We start from the raw sequence: 16592 nt of genomic DNA, 5'->3' as shown, positions 1-16592 counted from the left end.
TTCTTTAGTATCTTATTCGAATGTTAGCAACTAACCTAAATGCGCAAGCTTAATTACCGCAGGGGGATAACCCGCAATTCCTTGGAAGTATGAGTAAATGGTTCCACCCCAGTTTCAGTAACGTGAACACAATCTTCGATGCGGACCCCAGCAAAGCCTGGAATGTAGATTCCAGGTTCAATGGAGAAGCACATACCTGGTTGAAGTTCCATATTGTTTCCTTCCATGATAGATGGAAATTCGTGTTCACTTTGTCCCATCCCATGACCCAAGCGGTGGATGAAGTATTCGCCATAACCAGCCTTGGAGATCACATCCCGTGCGATTTGGTCCAGTTCAGCTGCGGTCATCCCTGGCTTTGCCTTAGCTTGTGCAGTAAGTTGGGCTTCCAAGCAAACATTGTAGATATCTTTTTGCTTATCGTCGATTTCGCCAAAGGCCACAGTCCGTGAAGCATCAGAGATATAACCTTGGTAAACTACCCCGAGGTCAAAGAGGGTAAGGGCGTTTGGTTGGATTAGGTCCGTCTTTGGTGCGCCATGTGGGTCAGCAGCGTTAGCACCTGATTGGACAATAGTATCGAAACTCATGTGCATGATGCCTTGCTTCCGCATTGCGTAATCAATTTCAGCTGCGACATCTTGTTCGGACATATTTTGAGCTAGTGCATTGAAACCAACAGTAAAGGCCTTGTCTGCGTATTGACCAGCCACAATCAATTTTTGAATTTCATCTGGTGTTTTCAGTAACTTTTCTTGTTGGATCACAGGAGTCAGGTCGCCAGCAAATTCAGCTTGCGGGAATTGGTGCCGCACTGCTTCATAGCGTTCCACTGTTAATGATCCCTTTTCGATTGCCCACTGGGTGGGGTTGTTTTTCCGGTCATTGATGTGTTGCTTGATCAATGCAAAAGGATCTTCATGGTCAAGATAACCATAAACAGGATATTGCCAGCCAGCTTGCTTGACTGAGCCGACTTCTAGGGCTGGCGCAAAGATAAATGGATCTTGATCGGGAAAGATAAACAAGGCTAAGACCCGTTCAACTGGGTCACTGCTAAAGCCAGTGAAGTATTCGATATTCTTCCAATCACTGACATATGCAATATCAAGATTATTGGTTGCTAGCCAATTTTGAACAGTAGTGATATGTGACATAATGATGTACTCCTTTATAAAAATTAAAACCAATATTAATTATAGCACACGGTTCCAAGCCTTTATGAAAACCAAATGAAAAAACAGATTGAAACGCTTGCAATGAAAGATGAAATCTGCTAGAGTGATTAAGCATTACGGATGAAAATCGTTATGAAAACTAAAAAATGGGAGGCTACATTATGGAAAAACAAACTGTAACAATCTACGATGTTGCGCGTGAAGCTGCAGTGTCGATGGCGACTGTGTCACGGGTGGTTAATGGTAATCCTAACGTTAAACCAGCAACCCGGAAAAAAGTGCTGGAAGTTATTGACCGCTTAGACTACCGTCCTAACGCGGTTGCTCGGGGCCTGGCTAGCAAAAAGACAACTACTGTTGGGGTAATCATTCCTGACGTAACTAATGTTTACTTTTCAACATTAGCCCGGGGTATTGATGATGTGGCAACGATGTACAAGTACAACATCATCTTGGCCAACTCTGACGATAATAAAGATAAAGAAATTCAAGTTTTAAACACCTTATTAGCTAAGCAAGTTGATGGTATCATTTTCATGGGAAACCACATGGACGACCAGTTGCGGGAAGAATTCAAACGGACGCGGACCCCAATCGTTTTGGCAGGGTCAGTGGATCCTGAAAACGAAGTTGAAAGTGTCCACATCGACTACGTAGCTGCTGTTAAGGAAGCTGTGCGTGATTTGATTTCTCATGGTAACGACCGCATTGCTTTCATTTCTGGTCCACTATCTGACCCAATTAACGGTGAATACCGGTTGAAGGGTTATAAAGAAATTCTGGCTGAAAACAACATCGAATTTGACGAGAATTTGATTTTTGAAACAGATTACAGTTACCATGCTGGGGAAACAATCTGGCCAGCATTGGCTGCAGCGGGGGTTACTGCTGCTTATGTGGGTGATGATCGGTTAGCGGCTGGAGTTTTGAATAGTGCCCTGGATGCTGGGGTCAAAGTCCCAGAAGAATTTGAATTAGTTACTAGCAACAACTCCGAGATTACTCAGATGGTACGGCCAAAGTTATCTTCAATTACCCAACCCCTATATGATATTGGGGCAGTATCCATGCGGTACTTGACGAAGATGATGAATAAAGAAGAAGACGTCGAAGAAGACAAGACAATTCTCTTACCTTACGGGTACGTTAAACGTGCATCAACTAAATAAGTTATTGAATAAGGAGAGCCATATAACCAGCTCTTCTTATTTTTATTAACTAGCTTCGACTTATAGTACTAGTAAAGAGGGGAAAGAATGAAAAAACGTCAGCTTAATCCTAATATCTACCTTGGAATCGTGGCTGTAATCATGGCAGTGCTGTTTTATAGTTCGGCCCAGACTTACCACCAGCAGACGATTGTGCCCCAGCTCCATCACTTTTTGTCAGGCCGGCCGGGATTGAAGCTCCTCCAAGGAATTGATTTTACGTATGCCGGAGAACATGTATCATTATCTGCTTTAGGCTATGCTAAAATGGTAGAGTTTTTCATCCGAAAGTGTGCCCACTATGGGACATATTTTTTAATGGGATGGTTTATGGTCCTTGGCCTCAAGGACCGCCTCCGAAATCTCGGGTTGACCGGAGTAGTTTGCTACCTGGCCTGTCTAGGTTATGCTGCCAGCGATGAGTTTCACCAGATGCTGACGGGTGGGCGGACGCCGCTTTTTCAAGACGTTATGCTAGATGGTACCGGAGCCTTGACTGCCATTTTGATCTTGGTGATTTACTTTGGTATTCGGCAAAGAAAACGGTCGCATTGATTAGGCGGTTAGGATTGTAAAATTCAAATTTCTTTGGTAATATTTAATTTGGCTATATATTGCCAGTTATCAAGATTGGAAAGAGGTAGTAAAAATGTCAGGACATTCAAAATGGCATAACATCCAAGGCAGAAAGTCTGCTCAAGATGCTAAACGTGGAAAAATTTTCCAAAAAATATCACGAGAGATCTATGTGGCTGCAAAGAGTGGCGGTCCTGACCCAGATTCTAACCCGCAATTACGGTTAATGATCGACAAAGCTCGTAGCGCTAACATGCCAAAGGACAACATCAAGCGTGCCCTTGATAAGGCTTCTGGTGCTGGTGGTGAAGACTACGAAGAAATCACTTACGAAGGTTATGGCCCAGCAGGTGTTGCTATCTTAGTTCACGCTTTGACTGACAACCGTAACCGGACAGCATCTGCTGTGCGTGGTGACTTCAACCGTAATGGTGGTAGTCTTGGTGAAACTGGTTCCGTTAGTTTCATGTTCAACCGTAAGGGCTACATTGCAATTGCTCGTGAAGGTTTGGACGTTGATGAAGATCAAATGTTTGAAGACGTTATCGAAGCTGGGGCAGAAGATTTACAATCAGCAGATGAAGTCTTTGAAATCTATACTGATCCAAAGGCATTCACTGATGTTAAGGCTGAATTGGAAAAGAAGTATGATTTAGCTACTGCTGAATTAACAATGATTCCAACAACCACTGTTCCTGTACCGGAAGACAAGGTTGAACAGCTTAACCGCCTGATTGAAAAGCTTGAAGATGAAGACGACGTTTCCGAAGTGTTCACTTCTGCTGAATACCCTGAAGACTAATTCAATACCAGTTAGTGGGACAACCCAGTAACATAGAATCGAGATTAGACCCGGACTTTCTTCCGGGTCTTTTTTGTTAGAATTCCTCCTCCTTTCGTATTTAGATTGTAAAGGAGGGATTTTTTATGCAAAGAGCAGCGCACAAGGTACTCACAGCAGCTGCGGAGATGGTAGCGGGGGATATCTATTTTCTTCCTCGCCACGGGGAATATTTGATTTGCTTTGACTGTCAGGGGCTACACTATGAATACCGACGTGTTCCCCATACAGAGGGGCAAAAGATGATCAACTACCTGAAGTTTAATAGTGATATGTCCTTGACGGAAAAGCGCCGCCCCCAGTTGGGAGCGTGGCAGTTTAAACATGCGGACCAGACTATTCACTGTCGTTTGTCGGCGGTTGGGGACTACCGTGACCGGGAGTCCCTGGTAATCCGCCTGCTGTATCCCCATACCCAGCTCAAGCAGGGGTATTTCTTTGCTGACCAGTGGCAGCGGATTAGCCAAGCGTGCCAACAACGAGGCTTAGTTTTATTTGCCGGGCCGATGGGGAGTGGTAAGACGACAGCGATGTATCATTTTGCCCGCCAATTGACGGGTAAGATGGTGCTGTGTATTGAGGACCCAATCGAGATTCAAGAAGAGCGTTTTCTCCAAATCCAGGTTAATGACCGGGCGGATATGACCTATGAACAGCTATTGCGGGTAGCATTACGTCACCATCCAGATGTTTTCATAATTGGTGAGATTCGGGATACAGGCACAGCTCAGATTGCTGTCCGGGCAGCTCTGAGTGGGCATTTAGTCTTGAGCACGGTCCATGCCCGTAACGTGTATGGGGTATACCAGCGCTTAGTAAATTTGGGGGTCGACGAGCAGGAGTTAAGCCAGATATTGAATTTAATTTCATACCAGCGGTTACTGCCAACTATTCAAGGTGACCAGCGAGTCCTTTTCGATCAAGTGGTTGGTTGGGACCAAGAAGCACTGGGAAGGCCCCAGGCAGGAATGACGACGGAATGGAGGGAGAACCTTGCGCGATGTCAACAAGCGGGGTGGATCACCCCACAAACAGTGGCCGCTTTCCAAGAAGGCTAATCCTAAAACTAACCGCCAGGCTGCCAAGTATTTACGCCCACCCAAAACACGCTTACCGTTGCGCCAGCAAGTGTTATTTTTCTCATTGTTGGCCGACTTATTACAGGCAGGTTTTCAATTGCAAACAGCACTTACTATGATGCAGGGATTAGCACCGGAACTAAAATCATTTTTGACGCAAATTAATACACAATTGCAAGCAGGACAAAGTTTAGGGCAGGCATTGGCAGGGAGGATTGCTACTAATTCTTATAGTCAGATCATGATTGCAGAAAAGCATGGTTTTTTGGACCAGAGTTTACAACAGCTGGGACAATTGCTGACTACCCGAACACGCCAAAAGGCCCGTTTGCGAGCACTATTAGCATACCCAGTGGCTTTGTTTGTTGTGATTGGTGGGATTATTGTGGCGGTCAAAATATGGTTATTTCCGCAGTTAACTCATTTTAGCAATTTTGACCAAACCAACTTTATCAGTTGGTGGTTAGTACTCAAGTATATAGGAGTAGTGTTACTAAGCGTTTTAGTGGTGTATTTATTGCGGGTCGGTTGGTGGTGGCGGAAACAAGGAGCGGTAGTACGGAGCAGCTGGTATGTGAGTTTACCAATTATCGGTAAACTGTATTCACAATATAGTTACTATTATCTTTCCTTTAATATCGGAATGCTGCTGAAAAGTGGGATGGACCTCAAGCAGATTAGGGAATATCTCTTGGTTTTTGACCCTGCATCATTGTTTTATCAGTTAGGGGAACGGTTAGAACGGCATATCAATTCTGGTCAGAGCTTATCAACATTTATTCGGCATTATCCTTTTTTACCGCCAGAGTTGACTTATTTCATCGGTAAGGGGCAGACTTTGTCTCAACTGGGGACAGAACTTTTAGTTTATTCCAAGCTAGCCTACAAGAAGTTATTGCAAAAGAGTGAACGGATGATGAACTACATTCAACCTCTCCTCTTTGTTATTATTGCTTGCCTGATTATTGGCACTTACTTGGCGATTCTATTACCCCTATATCATAGTTTGGAAGGAGTATATGTATATAAATGAAGAAATATTTGGCTAAAAAGGTACCGGCTTTTACCTTGTTAGAGATGGCAGTGGTGTTATTTATTATTTCGCTACTGGTGTTGATCATTCTCCCCAATGTGGCTGCCCAACGAAAAAATGCCAGTAAAATTAACCGTAATGCATTACAAACTGAGCTTAATACGCAGGCGCAGTTGTATATGAATGACCATAACGTGAATAGTGTGACGGTTGCTGACTTAGAACAAGCTAAGTATCTTACTGCTAGTCAGGTAGAAGCAATCAAGCGGGAACATTTAGAGATTAGCCATGAAAAATAAACGCTATAGGGCCTTTTCTTTGGTCGAAATGCTCGTCGTGTTGGCGATAACAGCAGCATTAATACTTTTGGGGTTTCCGCCGGCACGCCAGACGTGGCAAAGTACGCAGGAACGAATATTTTGGCACCGCTTCGATACGGAGTGGGATCGAACTGTCCAATACATGACTGCTAATAAAAGTGCGCGCTTATGTTTTTATCGCGATGAAGTTGTTTTTATGCGGGGGGAGCGTAATAGTTGGGGACATTTGCCCTACCCCCACCGTCTCCGCCCGCGGACTTACTATGAAATCAAGCTGACCGCGACCGGCAATGTGATGCCTCAGTCAGTATACTTGGACGCTAGGCAACCAGGACCCGGTTATCGTGTGGCTTTTCAGCTGGGAGTAGGAGGACGTTATGCAATTTATCAAACCTAAACATAAAGCTTTTGTGCTAGCTGAAGCTTTGTTAGGCCTAACTCTCATCAGTTTAGGGATCATGCTTGTTGCATGCAATCAACAGGTTTTAGTCCGCCGTGAACGGCAAGTATATGCTCAATTAAACCAGTCTTACCAGCAGCTCAATTGGAGTCGTCAGCGCTTGTATGAGGTGAAAGAAGATGAACTACCGCCAAAAGTCCCCCAAGAGTAAAGCATTCACTTTACTTGAAACGATCATTGCCCTAGGGATTACAGCTGTGACTATTCTTTTGATTAATGGATTAGCCCAGATACTCTATTCACCGCAACGGACTACGCAGCAACAAGACAGAGTGATGTGGGAACACCTGATTACAGTTCTGACAATGGACCGCCTGCAGCTACAACCTTGTTCTGAATCAGATACGTTGATGGTATTTTATTCGCCGCCAGAAAAAGCATATTACTGTTTACTTCATAAACCTGATAAAAAAGAACTAATTATGAAAAAAGCCCTCACGCCTGCCCGACCAAGTGACTTTAAGGGACGGATTCCGTTGTTATATCATGTCGATCAAATTCACTATACATACCAGGCGGACATTTTGACTATAAAAGCCACCATCAGTGGCAAGCAATACCAACGAAGGGTGGTGATGGCTCCATATGCTGAAAGTTAGATGCCGGCGGACTAAGGCTTATACGATGGTTACATGCTTATTGTTGTTGGGAATTTTGGGAATGGTGGCAGTCGGACAGAGTTTGTGTTATTACGCCCGAATCATGAGTTATCAGGAAATGATCAATACCAACCAAGCACAAACGGTAATGAACCGCTTGCGTTACGACCAGCGCCATGCAGGGACTTATCCGGAAGGAAAGGTTGTCTGGCAAGGGGGACATTATGTTGTAACTTTGTCCAATAACCAGCAGTATTGCTTTGAAAAATAAGGCGGGTAGCTTGAAATCATGCTTAAATCTATATAGAATTGAAAAAGTGATCCATAAAAGAACTAGTTTTAGTTGAGCTTACCGGAATAGCAGCCTTGAAGCAGGATGTTTATTGGACTAAGTAGTATCCGCGGTAAGAAGATATAGAAAGGAAAAGCTAAATAGTTGCTCATTTAAAGCCACATCTGGGCCAAGCAACTATTATAGTAGGAAGGAAAATGGCACTTAATCCCAAAGTTGAACCTAATTTGCAGGTCCTAGGGCAAACAATTGCTTTACTGCAAGAAGATATGGACCTCGATTATTTTGATGCCTTGATTGAAACAGGGGACAACCTCCTGACAGGGGAGATCCAGGTTGAAGATGGGCATCCCAAGCCAGCGACTGTTGCTAAATTACAGGATCTATATGACCAAGTCGATCTAACTACCTTAGCAGCGGATGATGTTCGTTTGTTAGTGCAATTATTGATTCTTAAAGGTTATAAGCAAGAAGCAATTCAACCTAACCACCAGATGACGCCAGATACAATCGGGTTGTTACTGGCTAATATCCTAACAGTGATTTTCCGTAATCATCACCAGCTCAGCTTGCTGGATATGGGGGTAGGAACAGGCAATTTATTGTTTACCTTGTTGAACCACCTGCCCGACCAAGATGTAACGGGAATGGGGGTTGACAACGATGACACGCTGTTGACGTTGGCAAGCTTGAGTAGCCAGTTACAGCAAGTCAAAGTGGAGTTGTTCCACCAGGATGGGCTGGATCCACTATTGGTTCCAGCGGTCGATGCAGTCGTCAGTGATTTACCGGTTGGGTACTATCCAATTGATGAAAAAGCAGAAAAATTTGCAACTCATAACCAAGAGGGACATTCGTTTGCGCACCACTTACTGATTGAACAAAGTTTGAATACGCTCAAGCCCGGTGGTGTGGGGGTGTTTATTGTTCCAGCTGGTTTATTCCAGACACCGGCAGGACTCCCATTAGTGAAGTACATCCAACAGGTCGGATATTTGCAAGCATTGCTAAATTTACCTCAAGGCTTATTTGGAAATACGCAAGCACGCAAAGCTATTTTGCTAGTACAAAAGCAGGGGGGCGATGCCCAGCAAGCTAGCCAAGTTTTGTTGGGAGACTTCCCTGAGATTAAGAATCAAGACGAATTTGCTAAGTTTGTGCATGAATTGGAAGTATTTCTGGTAGCCAATGTTGTAGTGAAATAGTGTGGTTTTTTAGGCGGTATAGTTACTGGGGGGTAACTTGCCGCAGGATTGATAGTGCCTGGGAAGGATTTCTTCTTCCCAAGATGCTAGCAGGAATACGGACGGAAAAGAATGACCGCATGAGTTGAACATTCTTTTCCGTCCGTATTCATATTATTCACATTTTATGCTCATAAAAACGAACTTTGTCCTGGGGAGTGCTTAGTTGCTTTTTTCATGAAAAAGAAGTGCACTTATTAAAGTTTTTTTAAAGGGCGAACGATGAATTTACTATAAATTAAAAATAATGTAACATTTGAAACACATTTATGTAATAATTAGAAACAGTGTCAAACATTATTGAAGGAGTTACGATATGTCCGAGAAAAAAGAATATGCCCGAAGTCTGAAAAGTCGTCACGTTCAGTTGATTGCGCTGGGGGGCACGATCGGAACTGGGTTATTCCTAGGGTCTGGTAAGTCGATTCACTCAGCGGGGCCGGCAATTGTCCTAGCGTATTTGATCACTGGTGCGATTTGCTTTTTACTGATGCGGGCCATGGGGGAGTTGCTACTCTCTGACCTGGATACGCATTCGTTTATTGATTTTATCGCCAAGTACCTCGGGAAAGATGTCGGTATTATTGCCGGTTGGACCTATTGGGTGTGCTGGATTACCATCGCTATGGCTGATGTTACGGCGAGTGGGATGTATATCAAATACTGGTTCCCCCATATTCCCCAGTGGTTACCCGGGCTGATATTGATCGGGTTGTTGTTGTTAATTAACCTGATCACGGTCGGGTTATTCGGGGAGATGGAGTTTTGGTTTGCTTTGATCAAGATTGTTGCGATTGTTGCGCTCATCATCGCGGGAATCGTTTTAGTTGCAGTCAACTACCAAACACCAGTGGGACATGCCAGCTTGAGTAACCTCTTTAGCGAAGGGGGCTTTTTACCCCAGGGATGGAAAGGCTTCGTTCTTTCATTCCAGATGGTAACGTTTGGTTTCATTGGGATTGAAATGGTTGGGGTAACTGCTTCTGAAGCTGAAGACCCAGAAACAGTTATTCCTAAGGCAATCAACGAGATTCCTACGCGGGTAATCTTGTTTTACGTTGGATCGTTGCTGGCATTAATGTGTATTTATCCATGGAATTACATTACTGCTTCTTCCAGTCCCTTTGTTCAGGTGTTTGAAAATATTGGGGTGACTATGGCTGCAGGAATCATCAACTTTGTTGTCCTGACGGCTGCTGCTTCAGCAACTAACAGTTCCTTGTTTACAACCGGACGGATGTTATTTTCTTTGAATTACCATGGCAAATCAAAATTTGCCCGGAAGATGAGCACGCTCTCACGGACCCAGGTCCCAGCTAACGGCTTGATCTTCTCTGCAATGGTAATCGCAATTTCAGTTATTGCTAACTTCATCATTCCTAATACATCCTTATTTAACTTTGTTTCGAGTGTCGCAACGACGTGCTTCTTGTTCATTTGGGGAGCAATTGTTGTTGCCCATATCAAGTACCGGAAGTCACTCTCAGCGCAAGCAGAACAAAAATTAACGTTCAAAATGCCGTTGTATCCTCTTTCCAACTACTTGGTATTGGCATTTTTGGTCTTTATTGCGGTAGTATTATGCTTGGAAAAGACCACCTTATACGCACTGATTGCTGCGATCATTTGGTTTATTGCCCTTTATGTAGCCATCCGGATGCGTCATCGTGAAAATAATTAATATCATTGACCGGGAATAGGAGAACCTGGTCGTTTAATCTGAGGTGGGAAGTGCTAACTAATCTAGTTGGTGTGGCCCACCTCTTTATTATTTGTCAAATAAACAAGGAAGTGAAAAAATGGACTTTTTTACTGCGGATACTCATTTCTTTCATCCAGGGATCGTGCATAATGCCCGGTTTGCTGACCGCCATTTCTTGACTATTGGCGAGATGAATGAGCAAATTGTTAATAGCTGGAATGCTACGGTAGCACCAACTGATCAGGTGTATCATTTGGGCGATATTGCTCTCATTAGTACTAAGGCAGCGGAATTAGCCCGGTTATTAAGTTTGTTATTGCGCCTCAATGGTAACATCTGCTTTATTAAGGGAAACCATGACAACCAAACACTGTTTAAGTATCTTGCCAAGCATAATATAACTGTCAATGGTAAGCCCAAGTTTACCTTTCATGAAGTAGGGATTCGTCTTAAATTTGCCAAGTATCAGTTCTTTTTGACCCATTACCCAATGATCGTGGGCCCGGCCAAAAATCGGATCAATTTACACGGGCATATTCATAACCGTGCTGTCAACATGGCAGAAAATATCAACGTTGGTGTGGATAGCCCTGAGAAAGATTATCTGCAGCGTTCCATCCCTTTTGGCACACCTTTTAGCCGGGATGATATTGTGATGATGGTGACAGAAAAGAAAATTGATTATCAAAAGCGCCGATAAAGAAAAATAGCATTGAAATAAGATTTCTGTTTATAATTGAAGTATATTGTTTGATGGAGGGGAGCTAGTGAATAGCGAGAAAAAAGAGCGACGTCAGGAACAATTGGCTAAAAAGGCCGAAACGATCAAGGCTTTTGCTAGTCATATTAAGATGAAAAATGCGACGGAACTAACGATTGATGGTCATCCGTATCGGTTAATCAGTAACTACCGTGAAGGGTTTAATATTGAAAAACTGGAAGAACGATTCAGCAGTATTTTAACCAAATATGACTACATTTTAGGTGATTGGGGTTACGACCAATTACGGTTGCGGGGATTTTATGCCAGCAATAGCAAACAGGGAAGTTCAGGACAAAACATTGACCATATTCAAGATTACCTGGACGAATACTGTAATTTTGGCTGTGCGTACTTTATCCTCCAAAACCTTGGAGAATCCAAACCAGGGCGCAACCCCCGGCGTAATAACAAAAGAGGGTATCATTCTACAGATAAGCGGAATAATACTGGCGAAAAAACGTACCGGTCACGGCAGCGGAACCCTAAGCATAAAAATTATAAGAAAAAGCGTTCACGCGATAATAAGACAAATCGTGGTTTTACAATTAGGCAGAAGTGAGGTAAGAGATAGTGAAGAGTTATCAAGGATATATGATTGACTTAGATGGGACGATGTATCGGGGAAAAGAAAAGATCCCGGCGGCCCAACGGTTTATTAAACGACTTCAAGAGAAAGGTAAGCAGATCCTATTTGTGACTAATAATAGTACCAAGACACCAGAAAAGGTGGTTGCTAACTTAGGGGACAACTTCGATATCCATGTTACCCCTGACCAGGTATATACTAGTGCATTAGCAACAGCGGATTATCTGGCTGACTTGGATCCTAAAAAACGATCTGTATACGCAATTGGTGAATTAGGCCTAAAACAGGCTTTGTTGGACCAGGGTTTTCAGTTTGAAGAAACTACCCCAGATTATGCAGTGGTAGGTTTGGATTATGATGTGACTTACCACAAGTTTGAACTAGCTACTTTAGCAATCAAGCGTGGGGCTAAGTTTATCGGAACCAATGCAGATACTAACTTGCCCAATGAACGGGGCTTAGTTCCAGGAGCAGGTTCAATCATCGCCTTGGTAGAACGAGCTACCCAACAAAAAGCAACTTATATTGGCAAACCTGAGACCATTATTATGGAAAAAGCATTGAAGCGGTTAGGGTTAACCAAAGACGAAGTAGTAATGGTTGGTGATAACTACATGACGGATATTTCGGCAGGGATCAATTTTGGGATTGACACGATGTTGGTTTATACCGGGGTTTCTACTAAAGAGCAGGTAGCCCAAAAGCCACAGCAACCAACGATTGAGTTGGATACGCTGGATGATTGGGTGATTGAATAAGGATGACCAAATCATGCCAAGTAAAAAGCGGGGAATAATCTGTGGTCTAGTTATTAGTGGCTGGATATTACTAGGGGCAATTATTATTACGGTAAACTGCCTGCCCATATATTGGGGTTTGGTTCATCACTATCACTGGGGCCAAAGCTTGGGGCTTAATGACCAAGCAGCTTTCCGAGAGTACTTGCGGGTGTGGCAATTTCTTAACTTTCCTACCCGGACAACAATCGGCGGTCACCTGGCTTTATCTGCACCAGCGCAGGCTCATTTTAAGGAGGTTAAATATCTGGTTTGGGGAGTGTATATTGGTTTTATCGGGATAACAGCGCTCATTAAACCAGTATGGCGGTGGAGTCATGATGCATACTCGCTGTGGCTTGCCCGGCTGGTATTGCGTGGTGTTGCTGGTATTAGCATTTGTTTAGCAAGTTTAGCAATAGTTGATTTTAATGATTTCTTTGTCATTTTTCATCAACTATTGTTCCGTAATCAGGATTGGCTGTTTGATCCACGACGAGATCAGATCATTAATTTATTGCCGAGCTATTATTTTGCTATATGCTTTGGATTATTCTTTGCGCTCTTTATTGGGGGAATCTTGCTGGGAATCTGGGTGTTATTTACTCAACGACAACGTGAATAAGAAAAAAGGATCGTGGCTTCAAACCGCGATCCTTTTGTTTTATATCAATTATTTACTCAAGCGCGCCTTGAGCGCACCAACCACTGCTGGAATTAAGGAAACAACAATGATGCCCAAAATAATTAGGGAGAAGTGTTCCTTAACGATCGTGAAGTTACCAAAGAAGTAACCCCCGCTACAACAGATGATTACCCACAGGACGTTCCCTAAAAGATTGTAATGAAGGAAGGTTTTGTAGGGGAAACCGCTGCTAGCAGCTACAAACGGAACTAACGTCCGAATGATTGGCATGAAGCGGGCAATGATGATGGCCTTTCCTCCGTGCTTTTCAAAGAAAAGTTCAGTTTTAACTAAATCATCTTTGCGGATAAAGCGACTCAAAAATGAATTCTTAGTTAGGGAGTGACCGACTTTATGGCCAATCGCATAGTTAGAAGAATCTCCCAACATGGATGCGATGAAGAAGCAAGCCACAAAGATCCAAATATCAAGGTGATACTTAGGGTTGGCCGCCATCGCAGCTGCCGCAAAGAGCAAGGAATCCCCCGGCAAGAACGGCATGATGACTACCCCAGTTTCAACAAAGATGATGGCGAATAAGATTAAATATGTCCAATCGCCAAACATATTAACAATCGTGATTAAGTGTTCGTCAATGTGGAGGATAAAATCAATTAAGTAACTCATGATCCACTAGTCCTTTACAAAATTTTTGATGAGTTGTGTACTATGGAGAGCTTGGTTTCGGTCTGGATAGATCGCATTGAGGGCGGCGTTGATTGCAATAGGTGCTTCGCCCCAGCCAGTAGCAATCAAAGGTGTCTTGCCAGGATAAGAGGCTGCGTCGCCAATGGCAAAGATATTAGGGCGTGAAGTCATCATCGTCCGATCAACGGTGATACCGCGTTTGTCAGTATCAAGCCCCCAGCTGCGGACCATATTGTTGTTGGAAACAAATCCATAGTTCACTAGTAGTTTATCAACAACCAGTTCCTCACTTGTAGTGCTCCGAGCCTTTTTTAAAGTTAATTTTAATTTTTCATTGTGGTCAGCCAAAGCACGGATGGTATAAGGAGTGGCCAGCTTAACGCCTGCAGGTTCCAATTTTGCGACTGAACTTTCAAGTGCCCGAAACTGATCTCGCCGGTGAATCAGGGTTACTGAGTGCGCAACTTCGGCCAAGTGCAAGGCCCAATCAACCGCGGAATCACCGCCGCCAGCGATGGCAATGTCTTGATCAATAAAAGGTGTCTGGTCCTTAACAAAATAAAAGACTTTGGTTCCTTCTAGGGGACCTGCTTCTGGTAAACGGAGTTTACGGGGTTGGAAAGCTCCTGCTCCGGTAGCAACGATGATTGTCTTGGTAAAGCTGGAACCTTGGTTCGTAACCACTTCATACCCCTGGTCGGTCGCGATGATTTCTTGGACAGTTTGATTGAGCTTGATTTCAGGTCCATAGTGTTGGGCCTGGCGGGTTAAATTGTCAATCAATTCTTGCCCCGTCAAACGGGTAAAGCCGGGGATATCGTAGATTTCTTTAGCAGGGAAAAGGGCACTGACTTGCCCACCACTCTGATCGAGACTTTCAATCACTTGGGTTTGGGCAAGGTGCATCCGAGCGTATGTCGCAGCGAACAAGCCCACCGGTCCGCCACCGATAATAGTTATATCATAGTAGTTTTTCAATTCTCGTTTTCTCCACAATGAAGTAATAGCATTACTAACGATACACTGAACATGAATTAAAAGCAAAGTATCGCTCTAAAGTGAAAACAATAGTAGCATAGTAGGTTTCGTGTTAAAATATTTTTGATTGCCAAAACTAAATATTAGGAAGTGATGTTGATGTATCCACAATTAGCAGTAAATACAGATACGACGCCACAGGTAACAATTACGACCAACCTGGGGGATATTACATGTGTCCTTTTTCCAGAACTAGCGCCCAAAGCAGTTGAAAACTTCATGACTTTAGCGCGTAATGGTTACTATGATGGGACAATTTTCCACCGGGTGATCTATGATTTCATGATTCAAGGGGGAGACCCAACCGGAACCGGTATGGGGGGTAGCAGTATCTGGGAAAAAGAATTTGAAGATGAATTTTCTGACCAGTTGTTTAACCTCCGCGGAGCATTGTCAATGGCCAATGCTGGTCCAAACACTAATGGAAGTCAGTTCTTTATCGTCCAAAACAAGAACCTCCCTGATTCAATGGCAGCTGAAATGAAGCGGGCGCATTATCCTGAAGAAATCGTAGCTGCTTATCAAAAGGGGGGCACACCGTGGCTTGATCACCGTCATACCGTTTTCGGTCAAGTGGTAGCTGGAATGGAAGTTGTAGACAAGATCGCTAAAGAACCAACGATGCCAGGAGACAAACCTGGTCGGGATATTGTGATCGAAAAGATTGCGGTGAAGGATCGGGATTAATATGCGATATAGAATTGGGATGGTTATTGAGGGCAAAGTGACGGGGATTCAACCCTATGGAGCATTTGTTTCCCTTGATAATGATACCCAGGGGTTGATTCACATCTCCGAGTGTCGCAATGGTTATATTAGTGATATCTACGACTTACTCCAAGTAGGACAACGGGTTCGGGTGATGATCATTGATATTGATGAGTATACGCAAAAGATCAGTTTATCGTTGCGGTGCTTAGAGAAAAAGTTTGACTTTTACCACACAAACGTTGCGCCCAACCAGTATAAACATTACTGGACTAACCGCCATGTTGAGGAAGGGTTTGCCCCGATTGCAGACCGCCTTGATGAGTGGGTTGAGCAAGCTTTGGCGGATATCGATAAAAAAAGTGAAAAAAGTTCTTGACCCTATGGGTAGGAATTGATATTATAAATCTCGTTGCTGATAAGGAGTTATCAAATCACTTCTTACGGCAGTGAGATTTTTTAAATTTTATGCTTGACGCATGAAACTTGAAATGCTATTATGAATGAGTTGTTTCAAGCAAACAACTTTTTATAAAGTAGATCTTTGAAAACTGAACAAAGTTTCGACAAATCAAATGTGTGGGGCTTCTTGCTAGATGCAAGAGCGAAACATTTGCGAATGTCAATTCGCTAGTAATTTTTACGAGTCTAATCGACTTAAGATTTTAAATCGAGAGTTTGATCCTGGCTCAGGATGAACGCTGGCGGCGTGCCTAATACATGCAAGTCGAGCGCATCGGCCCAACTGATTGAAGATGCTTGCATCCGATTGACGATGGTTTACCGATGAGCGGCGGACGGGTGAGTAACACGTAGGTAACCTGCCCAGAAGCGGGGGATAACACCTGGAAACAGA

General features: G+C 43.6%; 21 protein-coding genes and 1 rRNA gene. 19 read left to right on the top strand and 3 right to left on the bottom strand.

From position 1 onward, the window contains the following. Positions 1-53: 53 nt before the first annotated feature. A complete protein-coding gene (locus tag G541_RS0104875; protein WP_009553022.1) occupies positions 54-1157 on the bottom strand; it encodes a M24 family metallopeptidase in 1104 nt (367 codons plus the stop codon). Positions 1158-1339: 182 nt separating this feature from the next. Between G541_RS0104875 and ccpA the strand changes: the two genes are divergently transcribed. The 16 genes from ccpA to G541_RS0104795 all read left to right on the top strand — a co-directional run bounded on the left by ccpA (position 1340) and on the right by G541_RS0104795 (position 13282). Further along, a complete protein-coding gene (ccpA, locus tag G541_RS0104870) occupies positions 1340-2347 on the top strand; it encodes a catabolite control protein A (protein ID WP_027826682.1) in 1008 nt (335 codons plus the stop codon). Positions 2348-2434: 87 nt separating this feature from the next. Beyond that, a complete protein-coding gene (locus G541_RS0104865) occupies positions 2435-2941 on the top strand; it encodes a VanZ family protein (protein WP_027826681.1) in 507 nt (168 codons plus the stop codon). A gap of 94 nt (positions 2942-3035) precedes the next feature. Then, positions 3036-3764 carry a YebC/PmpR family DNA-binding transcriptional regulator gene (locus G541_RS0104860; protein ID WP_009553016.1) on the top strand — a complete coding sequence of 243 codons (729 nt, stop codon included), beginning with the start codon at positions 3036-3038 and terminating at the stop codon, positions 3762-3764. A gap of 125 nt (positions 3765-3889) precedes the next feature. Beyond that, positions 3890-4861 carry a competence type IV pilus ATPase ComGA gene (gene comGA / locus G541_RS0104855; RefSeq protein WP_027826680.1) on the top strand — a complete coding sequence of 324 codons (972 nt, stop codon included), beginning with the start codon at positions 3890-3892 and terminating at the stop codon, positions 4859-4861. Then, positions 4797-5915, top strand: a complete 1119-nt coding sequence (gene comGB / locus G541_RS0104850; protein WP_051174563.1) for a competence type IV pilus assembly protein ComGB — start codon at positions 4797-4799, stop codon at positions 5913-5915. Before comGA ends, comGB begins: the two co-directional genes overlap by 65 nt. Further along, complete coding sequence (locus tag G541_RS0104845) at positions 5912-6214, top strand: prepilin-type N-terminal cleavage/methylation domain-containing protein (protein ID WP_027826678.1); 303 nt, start codon at positions 5912-5914, stop codon at positions 6212-6214. Before comGB ends, G541_RS0104845 begins: the two co-directional genes overlap by 4 nt. Further along, positions 6204-6632, top strand: a complete 429-nt coding sequence (locus G541_RS0104840) for a prepilin-type N-terminal cleavage/methylation domain-containing protein (protein WP_027826677.1) — start codon at positions 6204-6206, stop codon at positions 6630-6632. The genes G541_RS0104845 and G541_RS0104840 overlap by 11 nt, the downstream gene beginning before the upstream one ends. Continuing rightward, positions 6613-6846, top strand: a complete 234-nt coding sequence (locus G541_RS0104835; protein WP_027826676.1) for a hypothetical protein — start codon at positions 6613-6615, stop codon at positions 6844-6846. Before G541_RS0104840 ends, G541_RS0104835 begins: the two co-directional genes overlap by 20 nt. Further along, on the top strand, positions 6815-7294 hold the full coding sequence (locus G541_RS09405) for a prepilin-type N-terminal cleavage/methylation domain-containing protein (protein ID WP_009553006.1): 480 nt from the start codon (positions 6815-6817) through the stop codon (positions 7292-7294). The genes G541_RS0104835 and G541_RS09405 overlap by 32 nt, the downstream gene beginning before the upstream one ends. Then, positions 7281-7565, top strand: coding sequence for a hypothetical protein (locus G541_RS0104825; RefSeq protein ID WP_009553004.1), 285 nt, complete (start codon positions 7281-7283; stop codon positions 7563-7565). The genes G541_RS09405 and G541_RS0104825 overlap by 14 nt, the downstream gene beginning before the upstream one ends. A 218-nt stretch (positions 7566-7783) precedes the next feature. Beyond that, complete coding sequence (locus G541_RS0104820; RefSeq protein WP_027826675.1) at positions 7784-8791, top strand: class I SAM-dependent methyltransferase; 1008 nt, start codon at positions 7784-7786, stop codon at positions 8789-8791. Between the two features lie 355 nt (positions 8792-9146). After that, positions 9147-10511 carry an amino acid permease gene (locus G541_RS0104815; protein WP_027826674.1) on the top strand — a complete coding sequence of 455 codons (1365 nt, stop codon included), beginning with the start codon at positions 9147-9149 and terminating at the stop codon, positions 10509-10511. 118 nt (positions 10512-10629) lie between these two features. Beyond that, complete coding sequence (locus G541_RS0104810) at positions 10630-11232, top strand: metallophosphoesterase family protein (RefSeq protein ID WP_027826673.1); 603 nt, start codon at positions 10630-10632, stop codon at positions 11230-11232. A 67-nt stretch (positions 11233-11299) separates the two neighbouring features. Beyond that, positions 11300-11854 carry a YutD family protein gene (locus G541_RS0104805; RefSeq protein ID WP_027826672.1) on the top strand — a complete coding sequence of 185 codons (555 nt, stop codon included), beginning with the start codon at positions 11300-11302 and terminating at the stop codon, positions 11852-11854. Positions 11855-11865: 11 nt separating this feature from the next. Continuing rightward, positions 11866-12639 carry a TIGR01457 family HAD-type hydrolase gene (locus tag G541_RS0104800; protein WP_027826671.1) on the top strand — a complete coding sequence of 258 codons (774 nt, stop codon included), beginning with the start codon at positions 11866-11868 and terminating at the stop codon, positions 12637-12639. Between the two features lie 13 nt (positions 12640-12652). Further along, positions 12653-13282 (top strand): TIGR01906 family membrane protein, encoded by a 630-nt coding sequence (locus tag G541_RS0104795; RefSeq protein WP_155824496.1) that lies wholly within the window; start codon positions 12653-12655, stop codon positions 13280-13282. A gap of 48 nt (positions 13283-13330) precedes the next feature. Here G541_RS0104795 and G541_RS0104790 read toward each other — a convergent pair whose 3' ends face one another. Further along, positions 13331-13969 carry a VTT domain-containing protein gene (locus tag G541_RS0104790; RefSeq protein WP_009552990.1) on the bottom strand — a complete coding sequence of 213 codons (639 nt, stop codon included), beginning with the start codon at positions 13967-13969 and terminating at the stop codon, positions 13331-13333. 6 nt (positions 13970-13975) lie between these two features. Then, a complete protein-coding gene (locus tag G541_RS0104785; RefSeq protein ID WP_035162967.1) occupies positions 13976-14968 on the bottom strand; it encodes an NAD(P)/FAD-dependent oxidoreductase in 993 nt (330 codons plus the stop codon). Positions 14969-15121: 153 nt separating this feature from the next. Between G541_RS0104785 and G541_RS0104780 the strand changes: the two genes are divergently transcribed. The 3 genes from G541_RS0104780 to G541_RS0104770 all read left to right on the top strand — a co-directional run. Beyond that, positions 15122-15715, top strand: a complete 594-nt coding sequence (locus G541_RS0104780) for a peptidylprolyl isomerase (protein ID WP_035162965.1) — start codon at positions 15122-15124, stop codon at positions 15713-15715. A gap of 1 nt (position 15716) precedes the next feature. After that, positions 15717-16115, top strand: coding sequence for a CvfD/Ygs/GSP13 family RNA-binding post-transcriptional regulator (locus G541_RS0104775; RefSeq protein ID WP_027826667.1), 399 nt, complete (start codon positions 15717-15719; stop codon positions 16113-16115). A gap of 287 nt (positions 16116-16402) precedes the next feature. Further along, positions 16403-16592: ribosomal RNA gene (locus G541_RS0104770) — 16S ribosomal RNA — on the top strand; the annotation flags it as partial.

It is taken from the genome of Ligilactobacillus saerimneri DSM 16049, assembly GCF_000423265.1.
GTDB classification, from domain to species: domain Bacteria; phylum Bacillota; class Bacilli; order Lactobacillales; family Lactobacillaceae; genus Ligilactobacillus; species Ligilactobacillus saerimneri.
Note: the sequence above shows the minus strand (reverse complement) of the source record. Positions and strands in the feature narration are given on the sequence as shown.

Excerpts from the sequence above, each read along its gene's own strand:
- G541_RS0104875 (WP_009553022.1), bottom strand. The coding sequence starts at position 1,157 with ATGTCACATATCACTACTGTTCAAAATTGGCTAGCAACCAATAATCTT.
- ccpA (WP_027826682.1), top strand. The coding sequence starts at position 1,340 with ATGGAAAAACAAACTGTAACAATCTACGATGTTGCGCGTGAAGCTGCA.
- G541_RS0104865 (WP_027826681.1), top strand. The coding sequence starts at position 2,435 with ATGAAAAAACGTCAGCTTAATCCTAATATCTACCTTGGAATCGTGGCT.
- G541_RS0104860 (WP_009553016.1), top strand. The coding sequence starts at position 3,036 with ATGTCAGGACATTCAAAATGGCATAACATCCAAGGCAGAAAGTCTGCT.
- comGA (WP_027826680.1), top strand. The coding sequence starts at position 3,890 with ATGCAAAGAGCAGCGCACAAGGTACTCACAGCAGCTGCGGAGATGGTA.
- G541_RS0104845 (WP_027826678.1), top strand. The coding sequence starts at position 5,912 with ATGAAGAAATATTTGGCTAAAAAGGTACCGGCTTTTACCTTGTTAGAG.
- G541_RS0104840 (WP_027826677.1), top strand. The coding sequence starts at position 6,204 with ATGAAAAATAAACGCTATAGGGCCTTTTCTTTGGTCGAAATGCTCGTC.
- G541_RS0104835 (WP_027826676.1), top strand. The coding sequence starts at position 6,613 with ATGCAATTTATCAAACCTAAACATAAAGCTTTTGTGCTAGCTGAAGCT.
- G541_RS09405 (WP_009553006.1), top strand. The coding sequence starts at position 6,815 with ATGAACTACCGCCAAAAGTCCCCCAAGAGTAAAGCATTCACTTTACTT.
- G541_RS0104825 (WP_009553004.1), top strand. The coding sequence starts at position 7,281 with ATGCTGAAAGTTAGATGCCGGCGGACTAAGGCTTATACGATGGTTACA.
- G541_RS0104820 (WP_027826675.1), top strand. The coding sequence starts at position 7,784 with ATGGCACTTAATCCCAAAGTTGAACCTAATTTGCAGGTCCTAGGGCAA.
- G541_RS0104815 (WP_027826674.1), top strand. The coding sequence starts at position 9,147 with ATGTCCGAGAAAAAAGAATATGCCCGAAGTCTGAAAAGTCGTCACGTT.
- G541_RS0104810 (WP_027826673.1), top strand. The coding sequence starts at position 10,630 with ATGGACTTTTTTACTGCGGATACTCATTTCTTTCATCCAGGGATCGTG.
- G541_RS0104795 (WP_155824496.1), top strand. The coding sequence starts at position 12,653 with ATGCCAAGTAAAAAGCGGGGAATAATCTGTGGTCTAGTTATTAGTGGC.
- G541_RS0104790 (WP_009552990.1), bottom strand. The coding sequence starts at position 13,969 with ATGAGTTACTTAATTGATTTTATCCTCCACATTGACGAACACTTAATC.
- G541_RS0104780 (WP_035162965.1), top strand. The coding sequence starts at position 15,122 with ATGTTGATGTATCCACAATTAGCAGTAAATACAGATACGACGCCACAG.
- G541_RS0104775 (WP_027826667.1), top strand. The coding sequence starts at position 15,717 with ATGCGATATAGAATTGGGATGGTTATTGAGGGCAAAGTGACGGGGATT.